The following is a 16,846-nucleotide window of genomic DNA, read 5'->3' as shown; positions in this document are numbered from 1 at the left end:
GGCAGACGAGGCCATGCTGCTCGCGCTCATCAGGAAGGAACTGATCGCCCTCACGCGCGACATGCACGGCCTTGCCGCGCTGTTCCTGATGCCGATGGTCTTCATCGTGCTGATGTCGCTCACGCTGAAGGACATCTACCGCCCGCCGCTGGCCGAACTGAGCTATGCGATCGAGATGCGCGACAACGCGACGCCCGCGCAGTGGCTCAGGCAGCTCTGGCAGCGCAGCCACGGCGCACCGCAGGCGCTGGGCGCCGACTGGCAGGAGCGGCTGCGCAACGGCTCGCTGAAGTACGTGATCGTGATGGAGCCCGGGCTTTCCGAAGAGCTCGAATCGGCCACGCTCTCGACCGAGGCGCGCATCCGGCTGCTGACCGAGCCGGGCATCGACGCCAACCTGTTCAATGCGCTGCGCGCCGAGCTCATCGGCGCATCGGGCGAGCTCAAGGCGCGCCTCGCGCTGGCGGTGCCGGGCACGGCGGGGCCGGCGCCGGATGCGTCGATCCAGGCGATGGTGCATGCCGAGCGTTTCTCCACCGCCGGGCCACGGCCCACCTCGGTGCAGCAGAACGTGCCGGCCTGGCTGGTGTTCGGCATGTTCTTCGTGGTGGCCTCGCTCTCCAGCCTGTTCGTGCAGGAGCGCAGCTCGGGCGCGCTCGGCCGGCTGCAGAGCCTGGGCGTGTCGCGCGGCATGCTGCTGGCGTCGAAGGCGCTGCCTTACCTGGGCGTGAACGCGGTGCAGGCGGTGCTGATGCTCGCGGCCGGCATCTGGTTCATGCCGCTGATCGGCGGCGATGCGCTCTCTCTCGCGGGCATCCACTGGGGCGCCTTGCTGCTGTCGCTCGCCGCGGTGAGCATGGCGGCCGTGAGCCTGTCGCTGGCGCTGGCCTGCGTGGTGCGAAGCCATGCGCAGGCCGCGACCCTCGGGCCGATGGTCAACGTGCTGATGGCGGCGGCGGGCGGCATCATGGTGCCGAAGTTCGTCATGCCGGGCTTCATGCAGCGGCTGGTCGAGATCTCTCCGATGAACTGGGGGCTGGAGGCCTTGCTGACCGTGCTGCTGCGCGGCGGCGGCGTGGCCGACACCCTGCCGCAGGTCGGCCGGCTGGTCGCGTTCGCGGCGCTGATGTTCGTCCTGGCCGTTCTTCTTTTCCGCAGGCGCGCATCGTGAGCATCACCGTTACCCCCGAATTCATCGCCAGCCTCAAGGCCATGGTGCTCGAAGCTGTCGAGAAGGGCGCGCCGCCCGGCGGCCTGGGCGACGACGAGCCGCTCTTCGGCCCCGAGTCCCGGCTCGACCTCGATTCTCTCGATGCCCTGCAGGTGTCGATGACCATCCAGCAGCGCTTCGGCGTGCGCATGCCCGACAGCAAGGAAACGCGTCGTGCGCTGACTTCCATCGCGCACCTCGCGGAGCACCTCTCGCAGGCTCTTTCGGCTGGTCCGGCTGGCAAGGCATGAGCAACGTCCACCTGGCCGGCATCGGGCTGGCCTGTGCGCTGGGCGACGATCTGCGCTCCTCGATCGAATCGCTTCGGCGCGGCGGCGTGCCGCCGACCTCGGTGGCCGTGGCCGACGGCATCGCGTGGCCGGTCCACCTGCTGGCGGCCAGAGGCGGAGACTGGACGCAGCGGCTGCGCGACACGGTGCGCGAGGTGGCCGCGCAGACCGGCGACTGGGCCGAGCGCACCGCGCCGCTCTTCGTCGCCTCGTCCTCGCTCGACATCGGGTTCATGGAGCACGAGCAGCAGGAGAAGCGCCTCGGTGGCGACCTGCAGGACTTCGCCTGCATCGTGGCCGAATCGCTCGACTGGAAGGGGCCGGTGTTCACCGTGTCCACGGCGTGTACCTCGGCGCTGAACGCACTGCTGGCTGCCGCGGACCTGATCCGCGCTGGCGAAACCGACGAGGCGCTGGTGATCGGCGCGGAGATGGGCAATCGCTTCACCGTGGCCGGTTTCGGCGCGATGCAGCTGCTCTCGCCCGACGGCGCCCGGCCCTTCGGCCAGGGGCGCAACGGGCTGGTACTCGGCGAGGCGGTGGCGGCGCTGCGGCTGGGGTCGCGCCCGGCGCGCTGGCAGCTCGCAGGTGGCGCCAACGTGGTCGACGGGCGCAATCCCTCGGGCACCGAGGCCAGCGCCGTCCATGCGATGTGCCGCGGCGCGCTGGCGCAGGGCGGACTGCATCCCGAGGACATCGATCTCATCAAGGTGCAGGCGGCCGGCAGCCCAGTCAACGATGCCATCGAGGCCGAGGCGCTGAAGCAGGTGTTCGAGCCGCTGCCGCCGCTGGTGTCGCTCAAGCCGTCGCTGGGGCACACGCTCGGCGCATCGGGCGCTGCGGAGCTGGCGCTGCTGATCGGCTGCATCGAAGGTGGGGCGTGGCCGTCGGTCGACTATCCGCTCGATGCTTCGCTGGGCATCGCGCTGTGCGAGGAGGCACCGCGAAGGCTGCGCAACGTCCTGCTGAACTTCGCGGGCTTCGGCGGCGGGCATGCCTCGCTGGTGTTGAAGGACACAAGCCCATGACCGCCTGGCGCACCGTGGCCCACTTCGTCGCGCATCCGCCGCCCGAGGAGTGGCGTGACGATCTTGCCCGCCGCATCGGTCGCCGCCCGCGCCGCGCGGGCGTGTGGACCGAGCTGGCGATGTACGGCGCACGCTGCTGCCTCGACGCCGCCGGCGAAGCCTCGCTGCCGGCCGGTGCGCGTATCCGCGTCTCCAGCCAGCGCGGCGCATGGGGCGCCACGCACGCGGGGCTGGCCCAGCTCGATGCCGGTCTGCCGATGCCCTTCACCTTCATGCAGAGCCAGCCGGCGCTGATGCTGGCGGAGGTCGGCCGATGCCTGGATTGGCAGGGCGACGCGAGCTTTGCGCTGTGCCGCGATCCTGCGCGCGTGCTGCAGCTCGCGAAGCTGGGGGCGCCGCGCGAGGGGCTGCTGTTCGGCATCGTGGAGGAAGAGCGAAACGCAGAACCCGCGCGCTCGGAGTGGTGGCGGCTGGTGCCGGCCTGAAGCCTCAGCCCGAGATCGATCGCTTCAGGTTGGCGCGTGCCTGCGCTTCCAGCAGCGCGTGCATGCGCGCCGTGGCGTAGATCGCCTTGCGGTCCAGGAAGCGCTGCAGTATCGCGCGCCGGCGGGGCAGCCGCACTTCATCGGGAACGAAGGCGTACTCCGCCTGTACCTGACGCTCGTACTCGTCGAAGCGCCGCCGTTCGGCGCCGAGGATCGACAGGTCGATGTCGATCAGCAGCTCCGCATCGCGGCCCTCGGGCACGGCGTCGTGGCGCGTCGCCATCACCAGGGCATGCACGCGTCCAGCTGCATCGCCGCTGGCTCCGGCGTCGAGCAGCGCCTCGCGCGCCCAGTCCGCGCTGCGCGCTTCGTTGTCGTGCGCGTGCACGTCGTAGATCGCGTCGTGGAACCACAGCGCGAGCGCGACTTCGCCCGGGTGCTCGGCCAGCGCCTTCTCTCGCTCGAACCAGGCCAGGCATTCGCCCAGGTGCTGCATCGTGTGGTAGTGGCGCTGCGGCTCGGCGTAGCGGCGCTGGAGTTCGTCGCACAGGGCGTCGCCGGGCGAAGCGACGCCCAGCGCATGCCATGCGGAGCTCCAGTTCGCGCGCAGCGCCTCGGGCGTCATCGCGCGGCCTGTTGCTGCTGCTCCATCGCCGCCTTGACCTCCTGCCCCAGGTCGAGCACGGACATGGCGTAGTAGCTGCTCCAGTTGTAGCGCGTGATCACGTAGAAGTTGCGCGTGCCGGCCACGTAGGTCGGCGGCATGTCCAGGCCGTTCTGCAGCTCCACCAGCGCGAACAGGCCCTTGTGGTTGATGCCGTCGCCCTCGGGCACCGCGCCGGCGGCCACGAAGCTGTCGGCGCTGAAGGTCGGCAGGATGTCGGGCGCCAGCAGCAGCGCCTTCTGCAGCCGCGCTTCTTCGAAGTGCACGGGATAGATGGCCGGCACGCCCGGCTGCCAGCCGAAGGCCTTGAAGTAGTTGGCGACCGAGCCGATCACGTCGGCCGGGTTGTTGACGAGGTCGATGCGGCCGTCGCCATCGAAGTCGACCGCGTACTTGGCGATGCTGCTGGGCATGAACTGCGGCATGCCCATGGCACCGGCGTAGCTGCCCACGGGCACCAGCGGGTCTTCGGCGGTGCGGCTCTCGGTGCTGAGGAAGCTTTCTAGCTCGCCGCGGAAGAAGGCGCGGCGGTCGGCTGCGCGCGGATGGGCGTCGGGGAAGTCGAAGGAGAGGGTGGCCAGCGCGTCGATCACGCGGAAGTTGCCCATGTTGCGGCCGTAGATGGTCTCCACGCCGATGATGCCGACGACGATCTCCGGCGGCACTCCATACGCCTGCTCGGCGCGCGCCAGCGTGTCGGCATTGGCGCGCCAGAAGCGCACGCCGGCGGCGATGCGCACCGGGTCGATGAAGCGGCCGCGGTAGGTCTGCCAATTCTTCACCGTGCCCACTGGGCCCGGCAGCATCAGCCGCGGCACGTTGGGCAGGAAGCGCGCGCTGCCGATGGTGGCGCGCACCCATTCGCGGTCGAGGCCGCGGCGTTGGGCGACGTCGTCGGCGAACTGCATCGCGTCGTCGCGCGTGGCGTAGGGCGTGCTCCCGCGCACCGCGCTGGTGGCTCCGCTACGGCCATTGGCGGACTTCTGGGCCAGGGCGCCGGTCGACCATGCGAGGCTGCAGGCGGCAAGAAGGGCTGCAGCCGCCGTGGCGGTGCGCGAAGGCTTGGTAAGAAGTAATCGCATGGACCGATTGTGCCGTCCGCCCGCTCGGGCCTTCTTCAGCGACACATGTGGTTTCAGCCCCTTGCGGGACCGGCGCTCGGCCAGACCAGGCGGCGGAACTCGGCGCGCAGGGCCGAAAGCGAGGCAGATTGCGACTGCGGCGCGGCCGGCGCATAGCGCTGCGCCTCGAGCTTGAGCAGCCAGTCGCGCACCGATTGCGCGGCGGGGCCGAAGCGCGCGTCGGCGGCCTGCGCCATCTGCCGGGGCGGTGCGGTGTCGGGCAGCTTCAGCCCGGCCTTCGCCAGGCGCGCGCGGGCCTGGCCCAGCAGGCGCAGCCACGGATCGTGCCGGCTGCGCTCCCACAGCGTCCAGCCGGCGCCGGCCAGGCTCGCGGCGACCAGCAGGTACAGCAGCACGTAGCCCAGGTCCTCGATGCTCGGCGCGTCGAAGCCGAGGTTCTTCAGCAGGTCGAGCTGGCGGCTCTGGGTGTAGTTGAGCACCCACTGGTTCCAGCCGTTGTTCACAGCCTCCCAGACGGCGCGCAGGTTCTGCGCGAGCGTGGGGCTCATCGAGCCGATCGCGCCCGCGATCAGGCCGGGCTGCGGCGTGAGGCGCTGGAACTGGCCGATGCGCCCCGGCGCGACGGAGCCGGTCGGGTCCACGCGCATCCAGCCGGTGTCTTCCTGCCAGACCTCGGCCCAGGCGTGGGCGTCGCTCTGGCGCACGACCCAGTAGTTGTCGACGTTGTTGAGCTCGCCGCCCTGGTAGCCGGTGACGATGCGCGACGGGATGCCCAGGTTGCGCATCAGCACCACGAAGGCCGAGGCGATGTGCTCGCAGAAGCCTTCCTTGCGGTCGAACCAGAATTCGTCGGCGGTGTCGTTGCCGTAGACGCCCGGCTCCAGCGTGTAGCTGTAGCCTCCGGTGCGAAGGCGGCGCAGCGCGGCCTGCACGAAGGCCTGCGTGTCGGCCTGGGCCAGCGCGGGTTCTGCGCGCATCTCGGCGGCAAGGGCGGCCGTGCGCGGGTTGGTGCCGGGCGGCAGCGCGAGGTAGGCCTGCAGCTGGCCGCCGGTGCGCTTGAGCGGGCCGCTCTGGAACTGCGTGTAGCTCTCGGCGCTGTAGCGCACGAGGTCGTTGATGGGGCGGCTGGCGAACCACTGCAGGTCGGGCGTGCCGCTGACCTCGAAGCCGGGCACCTCGGGCGGTCGCTGGGCGACGTCGAGCGTCAGCAGCCAGGGGCGGTTGCTGGCTTCGAGCGTCACTTCGTAGCGCACGGGCGAGCCGCTCACGCGCAGGTTGGAAGCCCACTGCGAGCCGCGCGCCCAGGAGGGCAGCGCGGTCCACTCGCGGCCGTCGAACTGCGCCAGCACCGGTCCGCGGAAGTACATCTGGCTCTGCGCCGGCGTGCGGCCTTCCTCGAACTTGATGCGCGCGGCGATGCGGTCGTCGAGCGCCAGTTCGGCGATGGTTCCCACGCGCATGGTGTTCGACAGGCCGCTGCGGCCCATCATCGCGTCGCTGGGCGTGCCCCACAGCGGCGCGAAGCGCGGGAACAGCAGGAACAGCGCGAGCATGATCGGCGCGCCTGCCAGCGCCATCCACCCGGCGGTGCGCGCGGCCTGCATCAGCGGCGGCCGGCCCACTGGTATGTGCGCGTTCACCAGCGCCGTCAGCAGGCCCAGCAGCGCCAGCAGCATGGTGAAGGCCGTCAGCAGCGACTGCGAATAGAAGAAGTTCGTGAGCATCGTGAAGAAGCCCAGGAAGAAGACGACGAAGGCGTCGCGCCGCGCGCGCAACTCCAGCGTCTTGAGCGCGAGCAGGCTCACGATCAGCGTGACGCCCGCGTCGCGGCCCAGCAGCGTGCGGTGGGTGGCGTAGGTGGCGGCCAGGATCAGCGCGAGCAGGCCGAGTCGCCACCACCTGCTGGGAAGCGGCCGCGCCTGCACGGCCAGCGAGGCGCGCCACAGCAGCACCATCGCGGTGATGGCCGAGCACCACCACGGCAGGTTCTCGATCTGCGGCAGCAGGATCAGGCCGATCACGCAGAGAAGGAAAAGCGTGTCCCGCGCGTCGCGGGGCAGCGCGGCGAGCTCGCGCATCACTCGGTTCATGCGGCGCTCCGGTTCAGCACAGCGCCAGGGCCTCGAGGCAGGCCCGGCGGTGGGCCTCGCCCTGGGAGGGCTTCACGACCCGTCCGGCCACCCGCAGGCCGTAGTCGACGCCCAGCCTGTCGGCCATCAGCACCCAGGCGCAGAGGCGAGACAGGCGGCTCTCCGTGTCGGGCAGGCCTGTGGCCTGCGCGTCGAGCCAGAGCTCCTCGCGCTGGGTCTGCTGGGTGTCGCGGCTGACCAGGTCTTCGGAGCCGGTCGCCTGCGCGCGCGCGGCCTTCTTCCAGACCACGAGCTTGAGCGGGTCGCCGCGGCGGTAGGCGCGCACGCCGTCGTATTCGCCGGCGTTGTGGGCGCGCATCGAGGCGCTCAGCGCAGCCGGCCCGGAAAGCGGCTCGCCCGGCGGCAGCGGCGGCGGATGGGCCTCGGGCGTCGGATAGACCAGCATCTGCGCAGCCGGCCGCCAGACCGTCCAGACGCGGAAGGTGCCGAGCGGAAAGCGCGTCTCGGCCGTGAGCGGCGGCACCGGGTGCAGCCCGCGCCGCTCGGGCTGGAAGGCGATCTCCACGGTGGAGGTGCCTTCGGCAGGCACGTCGGTCCAGGCCCATTGGCCGCTGCCGCGCACCGCCATGCCGATGCCGTAGCGCACGCGGCGCCGGGTGTTGTGCAGCACCACCCGGAAGGCGGCGGCCGCGCCCGCGTAGTGCGGATCGGGCTGCACCATGTGCATCGCCAGCCCGCGCAAGGTGCCGTGGCACACGTGCATGCCCACGGCCACGCTGCCGGCGAGCAGGAAGGTGAGCAGGTAGCCCAGGTTGAGCTGGTAGTTGATCGAAGCGATCAGCAGCACCAGCAGCGTCGCGCCCAGCGTCCAGCCGGCCCGCGTGGGCAGGATGTAGACGTTGCGCTGGGTGAGTTCCAGCGTGTCGGACGGCGCACGGCGCGAAAGGAACCAGCCGTCGATGCGCGAGCGTAGGACGCCCAGAGGGTTCACGGCAGCGGCACCGCGGCGATCATTGCGCGCACCTGTTCGACGGCGCCCCGGCCCGCATCGCCCACCGGTGTGAGGCGGTGCGCGATGGTCTGCGGCAGCACGGCCTGCACGTCGTCGGGCGCGACGTAGTTGCGGTTGGCCAGCAGCGCCTGCGCCTTGGCGGCGCGCAGCACCGCGATGCCGGCACGCGGCGACAGGCCCTGCAGGAACCAGCGGCCCGAGCGGGTGGCCGCGATCAGGTCCTGCACGTAGTTGAGCAGCGGATCGGCTGCATGCACCTGCTGCACGCGCTGCTGCAGCGCGGTCAGCTCGCCGGCGGTCAGCATCGCGGGCAGGGTGGCCAGCATCTCGCGGCGGTCGATGCCGGCGAGCAGCTGGCGTTCGGCGGCTCGGTCGGGGTAGCCGAGCGAGATCCGCATCAGGAAGCGGTCGAGCTGCGACTCGGGCAGGGCGAAGGTGCCGAGCTGGTCCTGCGGGTTCTGGGTGGCGATGACGAAGAAGGGCGAGGGCAGGGGGCGGGTCTCTCCCTCGATGGTGACCTGCTTCTCTTCCATCGCCTCCAGCAGCGCGCTCTGGGTCTTGGGGCTGGCGCGGTTGATCTCGTCGGCCAGCAGCACCTGCGCGAAGATCGGCCCGGGATGGAAGGTGAAGGCCTGCTGGCCCCGGTCGTAGATCGCCACGCCGGAGAGGTCGCCCGGCATCAGGTCGGCGGTGAACTGCACCCGCGAGAACTGCAGCCCGAAGGTGTGCGAGAGCGCGTGGGCGAGCGTGGTCTTGCCCACGCCCGGCACGTCCTCGATCAGCAGGTGGCCGCCGGCCAGCAGGCAGGCCACGCAGTCGCGAACCTGGGCCTCTTTGCCCACGATCACCGTGTTAAGCTGGGTTAACAAAGTGGCTAGCTTTGCGGCAACGTCCATATTTGTATCCATATGCAAACGATACCGTAAGACCTGCCGGCCCCATGCCGCGTGAGGTCTAGACGTGGCGATAGAGACACATGGGCAAGACAGGCTACTTCACACACCGGGACTTCTGGAAGCACGACATGGGCGGAGGGCATCCCGAGTGCCCCGGCCGACTGGATGCCATCGAGGACCGCCTGCTGCTCACCGGCGTGGGCGACGCGCTGGAGCACCGCGATGTGCCGCTGGCCACGCTGGAGCAGCTCACGCGGGCGCACAGCACCGAGCACGTCGAGCACCTGGAGTCGCTGCACCAGCGCCTGGTGGCCGACGAGCCCGCCGGCGGTCCGGACCATGCGCAGATCGACCCCGACACCACGCTCACCCGCTACACCCTGCTGGCCGCGCGCCGCGCCGCCGGTGCCGCGATCGCCGCCACCGACGCCGTGATCGCCGGCGACCTGGAAAACGCCTTCTGCTCGGTGCGCCCGCCCGGCCACCATGCCTGCCGGGAGCAGGCGATGGGCTTCTGCTTCTTCAACAACGTGGCCATCGCCGCGCGGCACGCCGTCGAGGTGCACGGCATCGAGCGCGTGGCCATCGTCGATTTCGACGTGCACCACGGCAACGGCACCGAGGACATCCTTTCCAACGACCCGCGCGTGCTGATGGTGGGCTTCTTCCAGCATCCGTTCTACCCGTACAGCGGCACCAGCCATCCGGCATCGAACATGCTCAACCTGCCGATGCCGGCGTACACCCGGGGCATGGACGTGCGCGAGATGATCGAGGCCACCTGGATGCCGCGGCTGGAGGAGTTCAGGCCGCAGATGATCTTCGTGAGCGCCGGCTTCGACGCGCACCGCGAGGACGACCTGGGCCAGCTCGGCCTCAACGAGAACGACTTCGCCTGGATCACCGGACGCATCCACGATGTTGCGAAGCGCCACGCCAAGGGCCGTATCGTCTCGATGCTCGAAGGCGGCTACAACCTCGACGCACTGGCGCGCAGCGTGGAAGCCCACATCCGCGTGCTGGCTTCCCTGTGATGTGACGCAGCGGACACGGCGGCCGCCGCCGATGTCCTTTTCCGACAGATGAACTTCAACGATTTCCTCCAACGACTGAACCAGGTCGACGCGCGCGGCCTGGGCATCGAGCTGATCGCGCTGGTGGCCTGCGTGGCGCTGGCCTGGGCCATCTGCAAGTGGTTCGGCCGCGACCAGCCCAAAGACTCGATCTGGTTTGGCGAGAGCACCTTCGACGGCCTGCTGTTCCCGCTGCTGGCGCTGGTGTTCACCGACCTGGCCCGTCGCTTGGCGCTCGACTTCCAGACCGTGCTGGTGCTGCGCATCGCGGTGCCGGTGTTCCTTTCGCTGGCGGTCATCCGCCTCTTCGCGCGGGTGCTGCGGGCGGTGTTCCCGGCCTCCAACCTCGTCAGGCTGGTCGAGCGCACGATCTCGTGGCTCGCCTGGATCGCGGCGGTGCTCTGGATCGTGGGGCTGCTGCCGCCGGTGCTGGCCGAGCTCGACGACATCACGCTCGCCTTCGGCAAGACGCGCGTGAGCCTGCAGACCATCTTCCAGGGCGTGCTGTCGGCGGGCGTGGTGCTGATGATCTCTCTGTGGATTTCCAGCACCATCGAGAAGCGCATCCTGCGCGAAGCGGTCTCCGATCTGTCGATGCGCAAGGTGGCCTCGAACGCGGTGCGCGCCTTCCTGCTGCTGGTGGGCCTGCTGTTCGCGCTCTCGGCGGTGGGGGTGGACCTGACGGCGCTCTCGGTGCTGGGCGGCGCGCTCGGCGTGGGCCTGGGCTTCGGCCTGCAGAAGCTCGCGGCCAACTACGTGAGCGGCTTCGTCATCCTGCTGGAGCGTTCGATCCGCATCGGCGACAACGTCAAGGTCGACACCTTCGAGGGCCGCATCACCGACATCAAGACCCGCTACACGCTCATCCGCGCGGGCAACGGACGCGAGGCGATCGTGCCGAACGAATCGCTCATCACCAGCCGGGTCGAGAACCTCTCTCTGGCCGACCGCAAGTTCAACATCACGACCACCATCGTGGTCGGCTACGACAGCGACGTGGCGCAGGTGCAGTCCATTCTCTGCGAGGCCGCCAAGGCCCAGCCGCGCGTGATGACCGACCCGGCGCCGGTCGCCTTCCTCATGAACTTCGCGCCCGACGGGCTGGAGTTCACGCTCAACTTCTGGGTGACCGACCCCGACAAGGGCAAGGACAACCTGCGCTCGGCGATCAACATCGCGATCCTCGACGGGCTGCGCGGGGCGGGGATCGACATTCCTTATCCGCAGCGGGTGGTGCGGGTGGAGTCGCTGCCCGCCGGGGCGACCCCTGTAGGCGAGGGCGCGGAAAAATAGGTTCTCCGGGCTTCGCGCTGTCGGATATCGGCTATCGCGCGCTGGACGCCGAGGGCCCTGGGCGCACGACAATGCCCAGCGCGAGCCACGCCTCCTGCGCATCCACCACATCCCAGTGCTCGACCAATAGCCCGTCTTGCAGGCGATAGCGATCCGCCGTCGAGAAATGCAGCGCCTTGCCGGTGGGCGGCACGCCGAAGAAGACACCGGTGTGCGTTGCCTCCCACCGAGTCATCGCCATGAGGCCTTCGTCTTCGATCATGACCTCCTGGCGCACCGGCCTGAGGTCGGGCAAGCCGACGTAGAAGGTTTTCACGAATTCCTTGTATGCGGGCCGTACATCGACGTGCGGTCCACCGCCCGATCGGGCCGCCTCCAGCAGAGGACGGACATTGGGGCTGTGGCTCGAGAACTCCGGATGCATGTGTTCGTCGACGGCCGTGAGGTCGTGCCGGTCGTAGAGCCGGCTGCGAAAGTCCAGAAAGCGTTCCCTGGTGCGGGCTGTGGAGGTCATCGGGTGTTCCTTCGTCGGTTGAAAAAACCAGCGTAGAGCGCCTAATATCCCTCGACAAGACAGGAAGTTATCCAGGTATCGGAACCACCAGCCTCGCGCAATGAGCCATCCGTCCAGTCCCCAGGCGCGTGCTGAAGTGGCAGCGTTCCTGCGCAGCCGCCGCGAGCGGCTGAAGCCCGAGGAAGTCGGTCTCCCCACGACGGCGAGGCGGCGCACGCCGGGCCTGCGGCGCGAGGAGGTCTGCCATCTCGCGGGCGTCGGCCTCGCCTGGTACACGTGGCTGGAGCAGGCGCGCGAGATCGAGGTGTCGGCGCATTTCCTCGACCGCATCGCCCAGGCGCTGAAGCTCGATGCAACAGAGCGCGCGCACCTTTTCACGCTGGCACACAACCGTCCGCCGCCGATCGTCCCGGGTCCCTCGCTGGCGGTCACGCCGCACCTGCGCCGCATGCTCGATGCGGTCACCGGGCCCGCCTACCTTGCCACCGCCTCGATGCACGTGATTGCCTGGAACGACGCGCTCTCGGCTGTGTTCGGCGACCTCTCGACCATCGCACCTGAAGACAGGAACATGCTGTGGCTGGTGTTCGCGAGCCCGGCGCATCGGGCGGCGATACCGCAGTGGGAGACCGATGCGCGCGCGATGCTCGCGCGCTTTCGCGTCGAGTTCGGGCGGCATCGCGACGACCCGGCCTTCCTGGCATTGATAGAGCGCCTGCAGGTCGCCAGCCCGGAGTTCAGGCAGTGGTGGCCTGACCATGACGTCAGCATGCGCACCGACCGGACCAAGCGCTTCGAGGTGCGCGGCGTCGGCCGGATGGAATTGGAGCAAAGCTCCTTCATGGTCGAGGAGTTGCCAGACATGCGGCTTGTCGTCTACACGCCGGTCGATGCACCGAGCATGCGGAAGCTGAGGCTGCTGGAGCGCCGCAGGACCGAGGCACGGCATCCAGGTTCGGCTGGACGCTAGCGACCGGTCATCCTGCACGAAGTATGGGCGGGCTCGAAGCCGGCCTGCTCATCGAGCGTCGGTAGCGGTCGGCAAACGAGAGCGCGGTTCCGACCGGCGCGCGCCGACGTGCGATCAACGGCATCGCAGCTATTGAAGAGTGCCCAGCACCTCGTCCAGCCGCTCGACCAGCAGGTCGGCATGCTTGCGTTCGAACACCAGCGGCGGCCTGATCTTGAGCACGTTGCCCTGCGGCCCGGTCGCGCTCAGCAGCACCTGCCGCTGCCGCAGGCCGTTGACCACCTTGGCCGCCTGCGCGGTGGCCGGCGCGCGCGTGGCGCGGTCGGCCACGAGTTCAAGGCCTATGAAGAGCCCGGCGCCGCGCGCCTCGCCGACCAGTGCATGGCGCTGGCCGAGCGCGGCCAGGCGCTCGCGCAGGTAGGTGCCGACCTGCAGGGCGTTGTCCTGCAGGCCGTTCATCTGGATCACGTCGAGAACCGCCGAGGCTGCTGCCATGGAGACCGGGTTGCCGCCGAAGGTGTTGAAGTAGCGGCTGGCCTGCCCGAAGGCCTTCATGACCTCGGGGCGCACCGCCAGGCCCGCGACGGGGTGGCCGTTGCCCATGGGCTTGCCCATGGTCACCATGTCGGGCACCACGCCGTGGCGCAGGAAGCCCCAGAAGGCCTCGCCGGTGCGGCCGAAGCCGGGCTGCACCTCATCGGCGATGAACACGCCGCCCGCCGCATGGATCGCCTCCACCGCCTCGCGCAGGAACCCGGCCGGCGCGGTGAACACGCCGTCGCTGGAGAACACCGTGTCCACGAGCAGCGCCGCGGGCGCGATGCCGTGCGCCTTCAGGTCGGCGATGGCCGCGCGCACGCCGTCGGCGAAGCGCCTGCCCGTCTCGGCATCTCCTCCCTCGGGCGCATCCACCAGCCGCACATGCTCGCCAATGCGCACGTACTGCCCCAGCGAGGGCGAGGCGCAGGCGAGGGCCGAGGTCACGCCGTGGTAGGCGAAGCGGGTGACGATGAGGCCGGTGCCGCCCGTGTGCGCCGTCGCGATGCGCATGGCGAGGTCGTTGGCCTCGCTGCCTGTGCAGGTGAAGGTGGCGTGGCCGAGCTCGGGCGGCATGGTGGCCAGCAGCCGCTCGGCGTAGTCGAGGATGCCTTCGTGCAGGTAGCGCGTGTGCGTGTTGAGCACCGATGCCTGGCGTGCGATGGCCTCGACCACTTCGGGCCGTGCGTGGCCCAGCGGCACCACGTTGTTGTAGGCGTCCAGCCAGGGCGTGCCCGCGGCGTCGTAGAGCCACACGCCTTCGCCGCGCACGGGGTGGAAGGGCTCGTCGTAGAAGAGCCGGTAGGCCGGCCCGAGCAGGCGGGCGCGGCGTTCGAGCAGCTCGGCGGTGGGTTTCTCAGTCATGGATCGGTTCCGTGGATTGGGCGGCGCGGCAGGCGGCGCGGATGGCGTCCTGCACCTGTTCGGGCGTCAACGTGGCGCAGGCCTGCAGCCGTGCCCAGGAGACGGCGTTGTTGCGCATGAGGTAAGGGGCGTTGTCGGGCTGACGCGCCGCGCGCCAGCCGCTGATGGCGACCACCATCGCCAGCCGTGCACGCACGAGGTCGAGCAGCGCGTGGGTCTCGCCATCGGTCAGCGGCGAGACGGCGTGGTAGTCGGCCGCGAAGCGCGCGATCGTCGCGAGCGCGTCGCCCTGCTCGTCGACGTGGTACGAGGCCGCGACGGCCAGGTCGTCCACGAGCGGCGCATGCACCATGTCGCCGAAGTCGAGGATGCCCGCCACGCGCGCCGGCTCGTCCGTATCGACCAGCAGGTTGTAGAGGTTGAAGTCGTTGTGGATGGCCTGCCGGCGCAGCCCGGCCAGCCTTGGTTTGGTGCGTTGCACGAAGCCGTCGAGCGCGGCCTCCGCCAGCGCGCGGCGGGCGGGGTCGGCCACGTGCACCAGCAGCGCCCGCACGCGGTCGGCGCGCTGGATGTCCCAGGGCAGTTCTCGGGCGCCGGCGGGATGCTCGAAGCCGGCCAGTGCGAGGTCCAGCCGGGCGAGCATGTGCGCGACACAGGTACGCTGCGCCGCCGAGCGCGGCGCCTGCGGCATGGGCATGCCCTCGAGGTAGCTGAAGAGGCGCGCCACGCGCGTGCGGCCTTCCGCGTCCTCGATCTGCACCGAGGCCGCGCCGTGGCGGTCCGGCAGCAGGCGCTGCACCGGCAGGCCGGGGTCCGTGCGCGCCAGGTGAAGCAGGGCCTGCGTCTGGAAGTCGGCTACCAGCGGGTCTTCGTCGGGATGCGAGAGCTTGAGCATGCAGCGCGCGCCGCCGTCTTCCGGCTCCAGCAGGAAGTTGGCATCGCGCTCGCCGGTGAGCGGCTTGAGCCGGCCCCGCTTGCCGTACAGGCGCTGCAGCAGCTCGCCCGCCCAGTCCGTCGCGACGGGGGCGGGCGGCGAGGTCAGCACCGCCGCCTCGGGCAGGGCCGCCTTGATGGCGTCGTCGAGCTCCTGCGTCATCACGCCGCCTTCTCGAAACCGCCGAGCGCGCTGGCCAGGTTGCGGCCCAGGTCCTCCGACAGGTAGCCGCCTTCCTGCACCAGCACCGTGGGCAGCCCCAGGCGCGCGATCTCGCCGAGGATGCGGCCGAAGCCCGCAGTGCTCACGGCCAGTGCCTGGTAGGGGTCGTTCTCGTGCGCGTCCAGGCCCAGGGCCACGACCAGCGCGCCGGGCGCGAAGGCGCGGATGGTCGCGTGGGCGGTCGCCAGCGCCGCGAGGAAGCCGTCGTCCTGCGTGCCGCGCGCCAGCGGCAGGTTGAGGTTGTAGCCCAGGCCCTCGCCTTCGCCGGTCTCGTGCGCATGGCCCGTGAAGAAGGGCGTGCAGAAGTGCGGATCGCCGTGCAGCGAGATCGTCAGCACGTCCTTGCGGCGCCAGAAGATGCCCTGCGTGCCGTTGCCGTGGTGCACGTCGATGTCGAGGATGGCCACGCGGTCGTGCCTGCTGCGCAGGTGCTGGGCCGCGATGGCCGCGTTGTTGAGGTAGGTGAAGCCGTTGGCGCGGTCGGCGTAGGCATGGTGGCCGGGCGGCCGGCACAGCGCGTAGGCCGCGCGTTCGCCGTCCAGCACCAGCTGCGCGGCATGCGTGGCCACGTGGGCCGACCACGTCGCGGCGTGCCAGGTGTGGCGGCCGATGGAGCAGGCCATGTCGCCCATGTGGTAGCCGGCCTGGCCGACCAGGCTGTCGGGGTAGGTGAAGGGCTGGCCCGGGAACGGGTGCACGTTGGGAATGACTTCCTCCGAGGCGCCCTCGAGCTGCTGCCAGCGCTCCCAGGCGGTTTCCAGGAAGCGCAGGTACTGCGGCGTGTGGATGGCGGCGCGCGGGCCCGGGCCGTGGTCCTCGGGCGCGACGATGTCGTGGCCCTGCGCACGCGCGGCGTTCAGCAGCAGCGTGCCCCGCTCGGGCTGCTCGTTGCTGCGCTTCATGCGCCCGCGCACGATGAACTGCTGCGGATCGTGGCCGGTGTGCTGGTCGCTGTAGATGACTTTCATGTCGGGCTTTCAATATTGGGGTTCGACGGTCCAGCTGATGGGAATCTCGGCGACGCTGGCCGAGGCCGGCAGCTCGAGCACCGTCCGAGCGATGCGGGCCACGTCCTCGGGGCGCGTGGCCTGCCGCTGCTGCTCGGGCGGCAGGGCGGCCGCCATGTCGGTGGCGACGAAGCCGGGGCACAGCGCGGTGCAGCGCACGCGCGACTCGGCGCCGCAGTGCCGGATGCCGTGGGCCAGCGAAAGCACCGCCGCCTTGCTCAGCGCGTAGAGCGAGGCATCGGCCGTGCGCACGCGCTTGGCCGCGAGCGAGGCCATCACTAGCACCTTGCCCTCGTCCGCCGCGAGCAGGTGCGCCCAGGCCTTGCGCGTGAGCCGCAGCGGCGACTTGACGTTGACTTCCAGGAGCCGGTCGACTTCCGCGTCGTCCGCATCGACCACCGAGCGCGTGCTGAGGATGCCGGCGTTGTGCACCAGCGCGTCGATGCCGCCGAAGTCGCGCACGGTCGCGGCCACCCAGTCGGTCTCGCTGCGCGCGTCCTCGGCGTCGAAGCGATAGGTGCGCACCTGCGCCGGGTCTTGGCCGTCGAAGGCATCGGTGGCGCTGCGCGTGCCCACGCTCACGCGCCAGCCGTGCGCGAGCAGTTCGCGCACGATGGCAAGGCCGATGCCGCGGTTGCCTCCGCTGACCATGGCGACGCGGGGCAGCGCGCTCAT

At 70.3% G+C, this 16,846-nt stretch carries 17 protein-coding genes; 7 read left to right on the top strand and 10 right to left on the bottom strand.

Annotated elements, in window-relative coordinates; genetic code table 11:
• The first annotated feature begins 13 nt into the window (after nucleotides 1-13).
• Genes FHY06_RS32840 through FHY06_RS32825 form a run of 4 tightly spaced genes read left to right on the top strand, consistent with a single transcriptional unit; the run spans nucleotide 14 to nucleotide 3,013 of the window.
• The gene (locus FHY06_RS32840) at nucleotides 14-1,171 is read left to right on the top strand and encodes an ABC transporter permease (RefSeq protein WP_184607506.1); all 1,158 of its coding nucleotides are present in this window, start codon (nucleotides 14-16) and stop codon (nucleotides 1,169-1,171) included.
• Nucleotides 1,168-1,461, top strand: a complete 294-nt coding sequence (locus FHY06_RS32835; protein WP_311733760.1) for a phosphopantetheine-binding protein — start codon at nucleotides 1,168-1,170, stop codon at nucleotides 1,459-1,461. The genes FHY06_RS32840 and FHY06_RS32835 overlap by 4 nt, the downstream gene beginning before the upstream one ends.
• The gene (locus FHY06_RS32830) at nucleotides 1,458-2,528 is read left to right on the top strand and encodes a beta-ketoacyl synthase N-terminal-like domain-containing protein (protein ID WP_184607505.1); all 1,071 of its coding nucleotides are present in this window, start codon (nucleotides 1,458-1,460) and stop codon (nucleotides 2,526-2,528) included. Before FHY06_RS32835 ends, FHY06_RS32830 begins: the two co-directional genes overlap by 4 nt.
• Nucleotides 2,525-3,013, top strand: a complete 489-nt coding sequence (locus FHY06_RS32825; RefSeq protein WP_184607504.1) for a hypothetical protein — start codon at nucleotides 2,525-2,527, stop codon at nucleotides 3,011-3,013. Before FHY06_RS32830 ends, FHY06_RS32825 begins: the two co-directional genes overlap by 4 nt.
• A 4-nt stretch (nucleotides 3,014-3,017) precedes the next feature.
• Here FHY06_RS32825 and FHY06_RS32820 read toward each other — a convergent pair whose 3' ends face one another.
• The 5 genes from FHY06_RS32820 to FHY06_RS32800 are packed head-to-tail and all read right to left on the bottom strand — an operon-like array spanning nucleotide 3,018 to nucleotide 8,757.
• The gene (locus FHY06_RS32820; protein WP_184607503.1) at nucleotides 3,018-3,638 is read right to left on the bottom strand and encodes an HD domain-containing protein; all 621 of its coding nucleotides are present in this window, start codon (nucleotides 3,636-3,638) and stop codon (nucleotides 3,018-3,020) included.
• Complete coding sequence (gene mltB, locus FHY06_RS32815) at nucleotides 3,635-4,759, bottom strand: lytic murein transglycosylase B (RefSeq protein ID WP_126184859.1); 1,125 nt, start codon at nucleotides 4,757-4,759, stop codon at nucleotides 3,635-3,637. The genes FHY06_RS32820 and mltB overlap by 4 nt, the downstream gene beginning before the upstream one ends.
• Before the next feature lie 53 nt (nucleotides 4,760-4,812).
• Nucleotides 4,813-6,849 (bottom strand): transglutaminase TgpA family protein, encoded by a 2,037-nt coding sequence (locus tag FHY06_RS32810; protein WP_184607502.1) that lies wholly within the window; start codon nucleotides 6,847-6,849, stop codon nucleotides 4,813-4,815.
• A 13-nt stretch (nucleotides 6,850-6,862) separates the two neighbouring features.
• Nucleotides 6,863-7,840, bottom strand: a complete 978-nt coding sequence (locus FHY06_RS32805; RefSeq protein ID WP_184607501.1) for a DUF58 domain-containing protein — start codon at nucleotides 7,838-7,840, stop codon at nucleotides 6,863-6,865.
• Nucleotides 7,837-8,757, bottom strand: a complete 921-nt coding sequence (locus FHY06_RS32800) for an AAA family ATPase (protein WP_019656061.1) — start codon at nucleotides 8,755-8,757, stop codon at nucleotides 7,837-7,839. Before FHY06_RS32800 ends, FHY06_RS32805 begins: the two co-directional genes overlap by 4 nt.
• Before the next feature lie 80 nt (nucleotides 8,758-8,837).
• Between FHY06_RS32800 and FHY06_RS32795 the strand changes: the two genes are divergently transcribed.
• Both FHY06_RS32795 and FHY06_RS32790 read left to right on the top strand, forming a co-directional pair.
• On the top strand, nucleotides 8,838-9,791 hold the full coding sequence (locus FHY06_RS32795; RefSeq protein ID WP_184607500.1) for a histone deacetylase family protein: 954 nt from the start codon (nucleotides 8,838-8,840) through the stop codon (nucleotides 9,789-9,791).
• Nucleotides 9,792-9,839: 48 nt separating this feature from the next.
• Nucleotides 9,840-11,123, top strand: a complete 1,284-nt coding sequence (locus FHY06_RS32790) for a mechanosensitive ion channel family protein (protein ID WP_019656063.1) — start codon at nucleotides 9,840-9,842, stop codon at nucleotides 11,121-11,123.
• 31 nt (nucleotides 11,124-11,154) lie between these two features.
• Here FHY06_RS32790 and FHY06_RS32785 read toward each other — a convergent pair whose 3' ends face one another.
• Nucleotides 11,155-11,637, bottom strand: coding sequence for an ester cyclase (locus tag FHY06_RS32785; RefSeq protein ID WP_184607499.1), 483 nt, complete (start codon nucleotides 11,635-11,637; stop codon nucleotides 11,155-11,157).
• Between the two features lie 100 nt (nucleotides 11,638-11,737).
• On the opposite strand from FHY06_RS32785, the gene FHY06_RS32780 reads away from it, so the two are divergent.
• Nucleotides 11,738-12,607, top strand: coding sequence for a helix-turn-helix transcriptional regulator (locus FHY06_RS32780; protein WP_184607498.1), 870 nt, complete (start codon nucleotides 11,738-11,740; stop codon nucleotides 12,605-12,607).
• A 129-nt stretch (nucleotides 12,608-12,736) separates the two neighbouring features.
• On the opposite strand, the gene FHY06_RS32775 is transcribed toward FHY06_RS32780, so the two are convergent.
• The 4 genes from FHY06_RS32775 to FHY06_RS32760 are packed head-to-tail and all read right to left on the bottom strand — an operon-like array spanning nucleotide 12,737 to nucleotide 16,846.
• Nucleotides 12,737-14,008 (bottom strand): aspartate aminotransferase family protein, encoded by a 1,272-nt coding sequence (locus tag FHY06_RS32775; RefSeq protein WP_184607497.1) that lies wholly within the window; start codon nucleotides 14,006-14,008, stop codon nucleotides 12,737-12,739.
• Complete coding sequence (locus FHY06_RS32770) at nucleotides 14,001-15,104, bottom strand: phosphotransferase (RefSeq protein WP_184607496.1); 1,104 nt, start codon at nucleotides 15,102-15,104, stop codon at nucleotides 14,001-14,003. Before FHY06_RS32770 ends, FHY06_RS32775 begins: the two co-directional genes overlap by 8 nt.
• Complete coding sequence (locus tag FHY06_RS32765) at nucleotides 15,104-16,132, bottom strand: histone deacetylase family protein (protein WP_184607495.1); 1,029 nt, start codon at nucleotides 16,130-16,132, stop codon at nucleotides 15,104-15,106. The genes FHY06_RS32770 and FHY06_RS32765 overlap by 1 nt, the downstream gene beginning before the upstream one ends.
• A 9-nt stretch (nucleotides 16,133-16,141) precedes the next feature.
• A complete protein-coding gene (locus FHY06_RS32760) occupies nucleotides 16,142-16,846 on the bottom strand; it encodes an SDR family NAD(P)-dependent oxidoreductase (RefSeq protein ID WP_184607494.1) in 705 nt (234 codons plus the stop codon).

Source organism: Variovorax atrisoli, assembly GCF_014195185.1.
Taxonomy (GTDB): domain Bacteria; phylum Pseudomonadota; class Gammaproteobacteria; order Burkholderiales; family Burkholderiaceae_C; genus Variovorax; species Variovorax atrisoli.
Note: the sequence above shows the minus strand (reverse complement) of the source record. Positions and strands in the feature narration are given on the sequence as shown.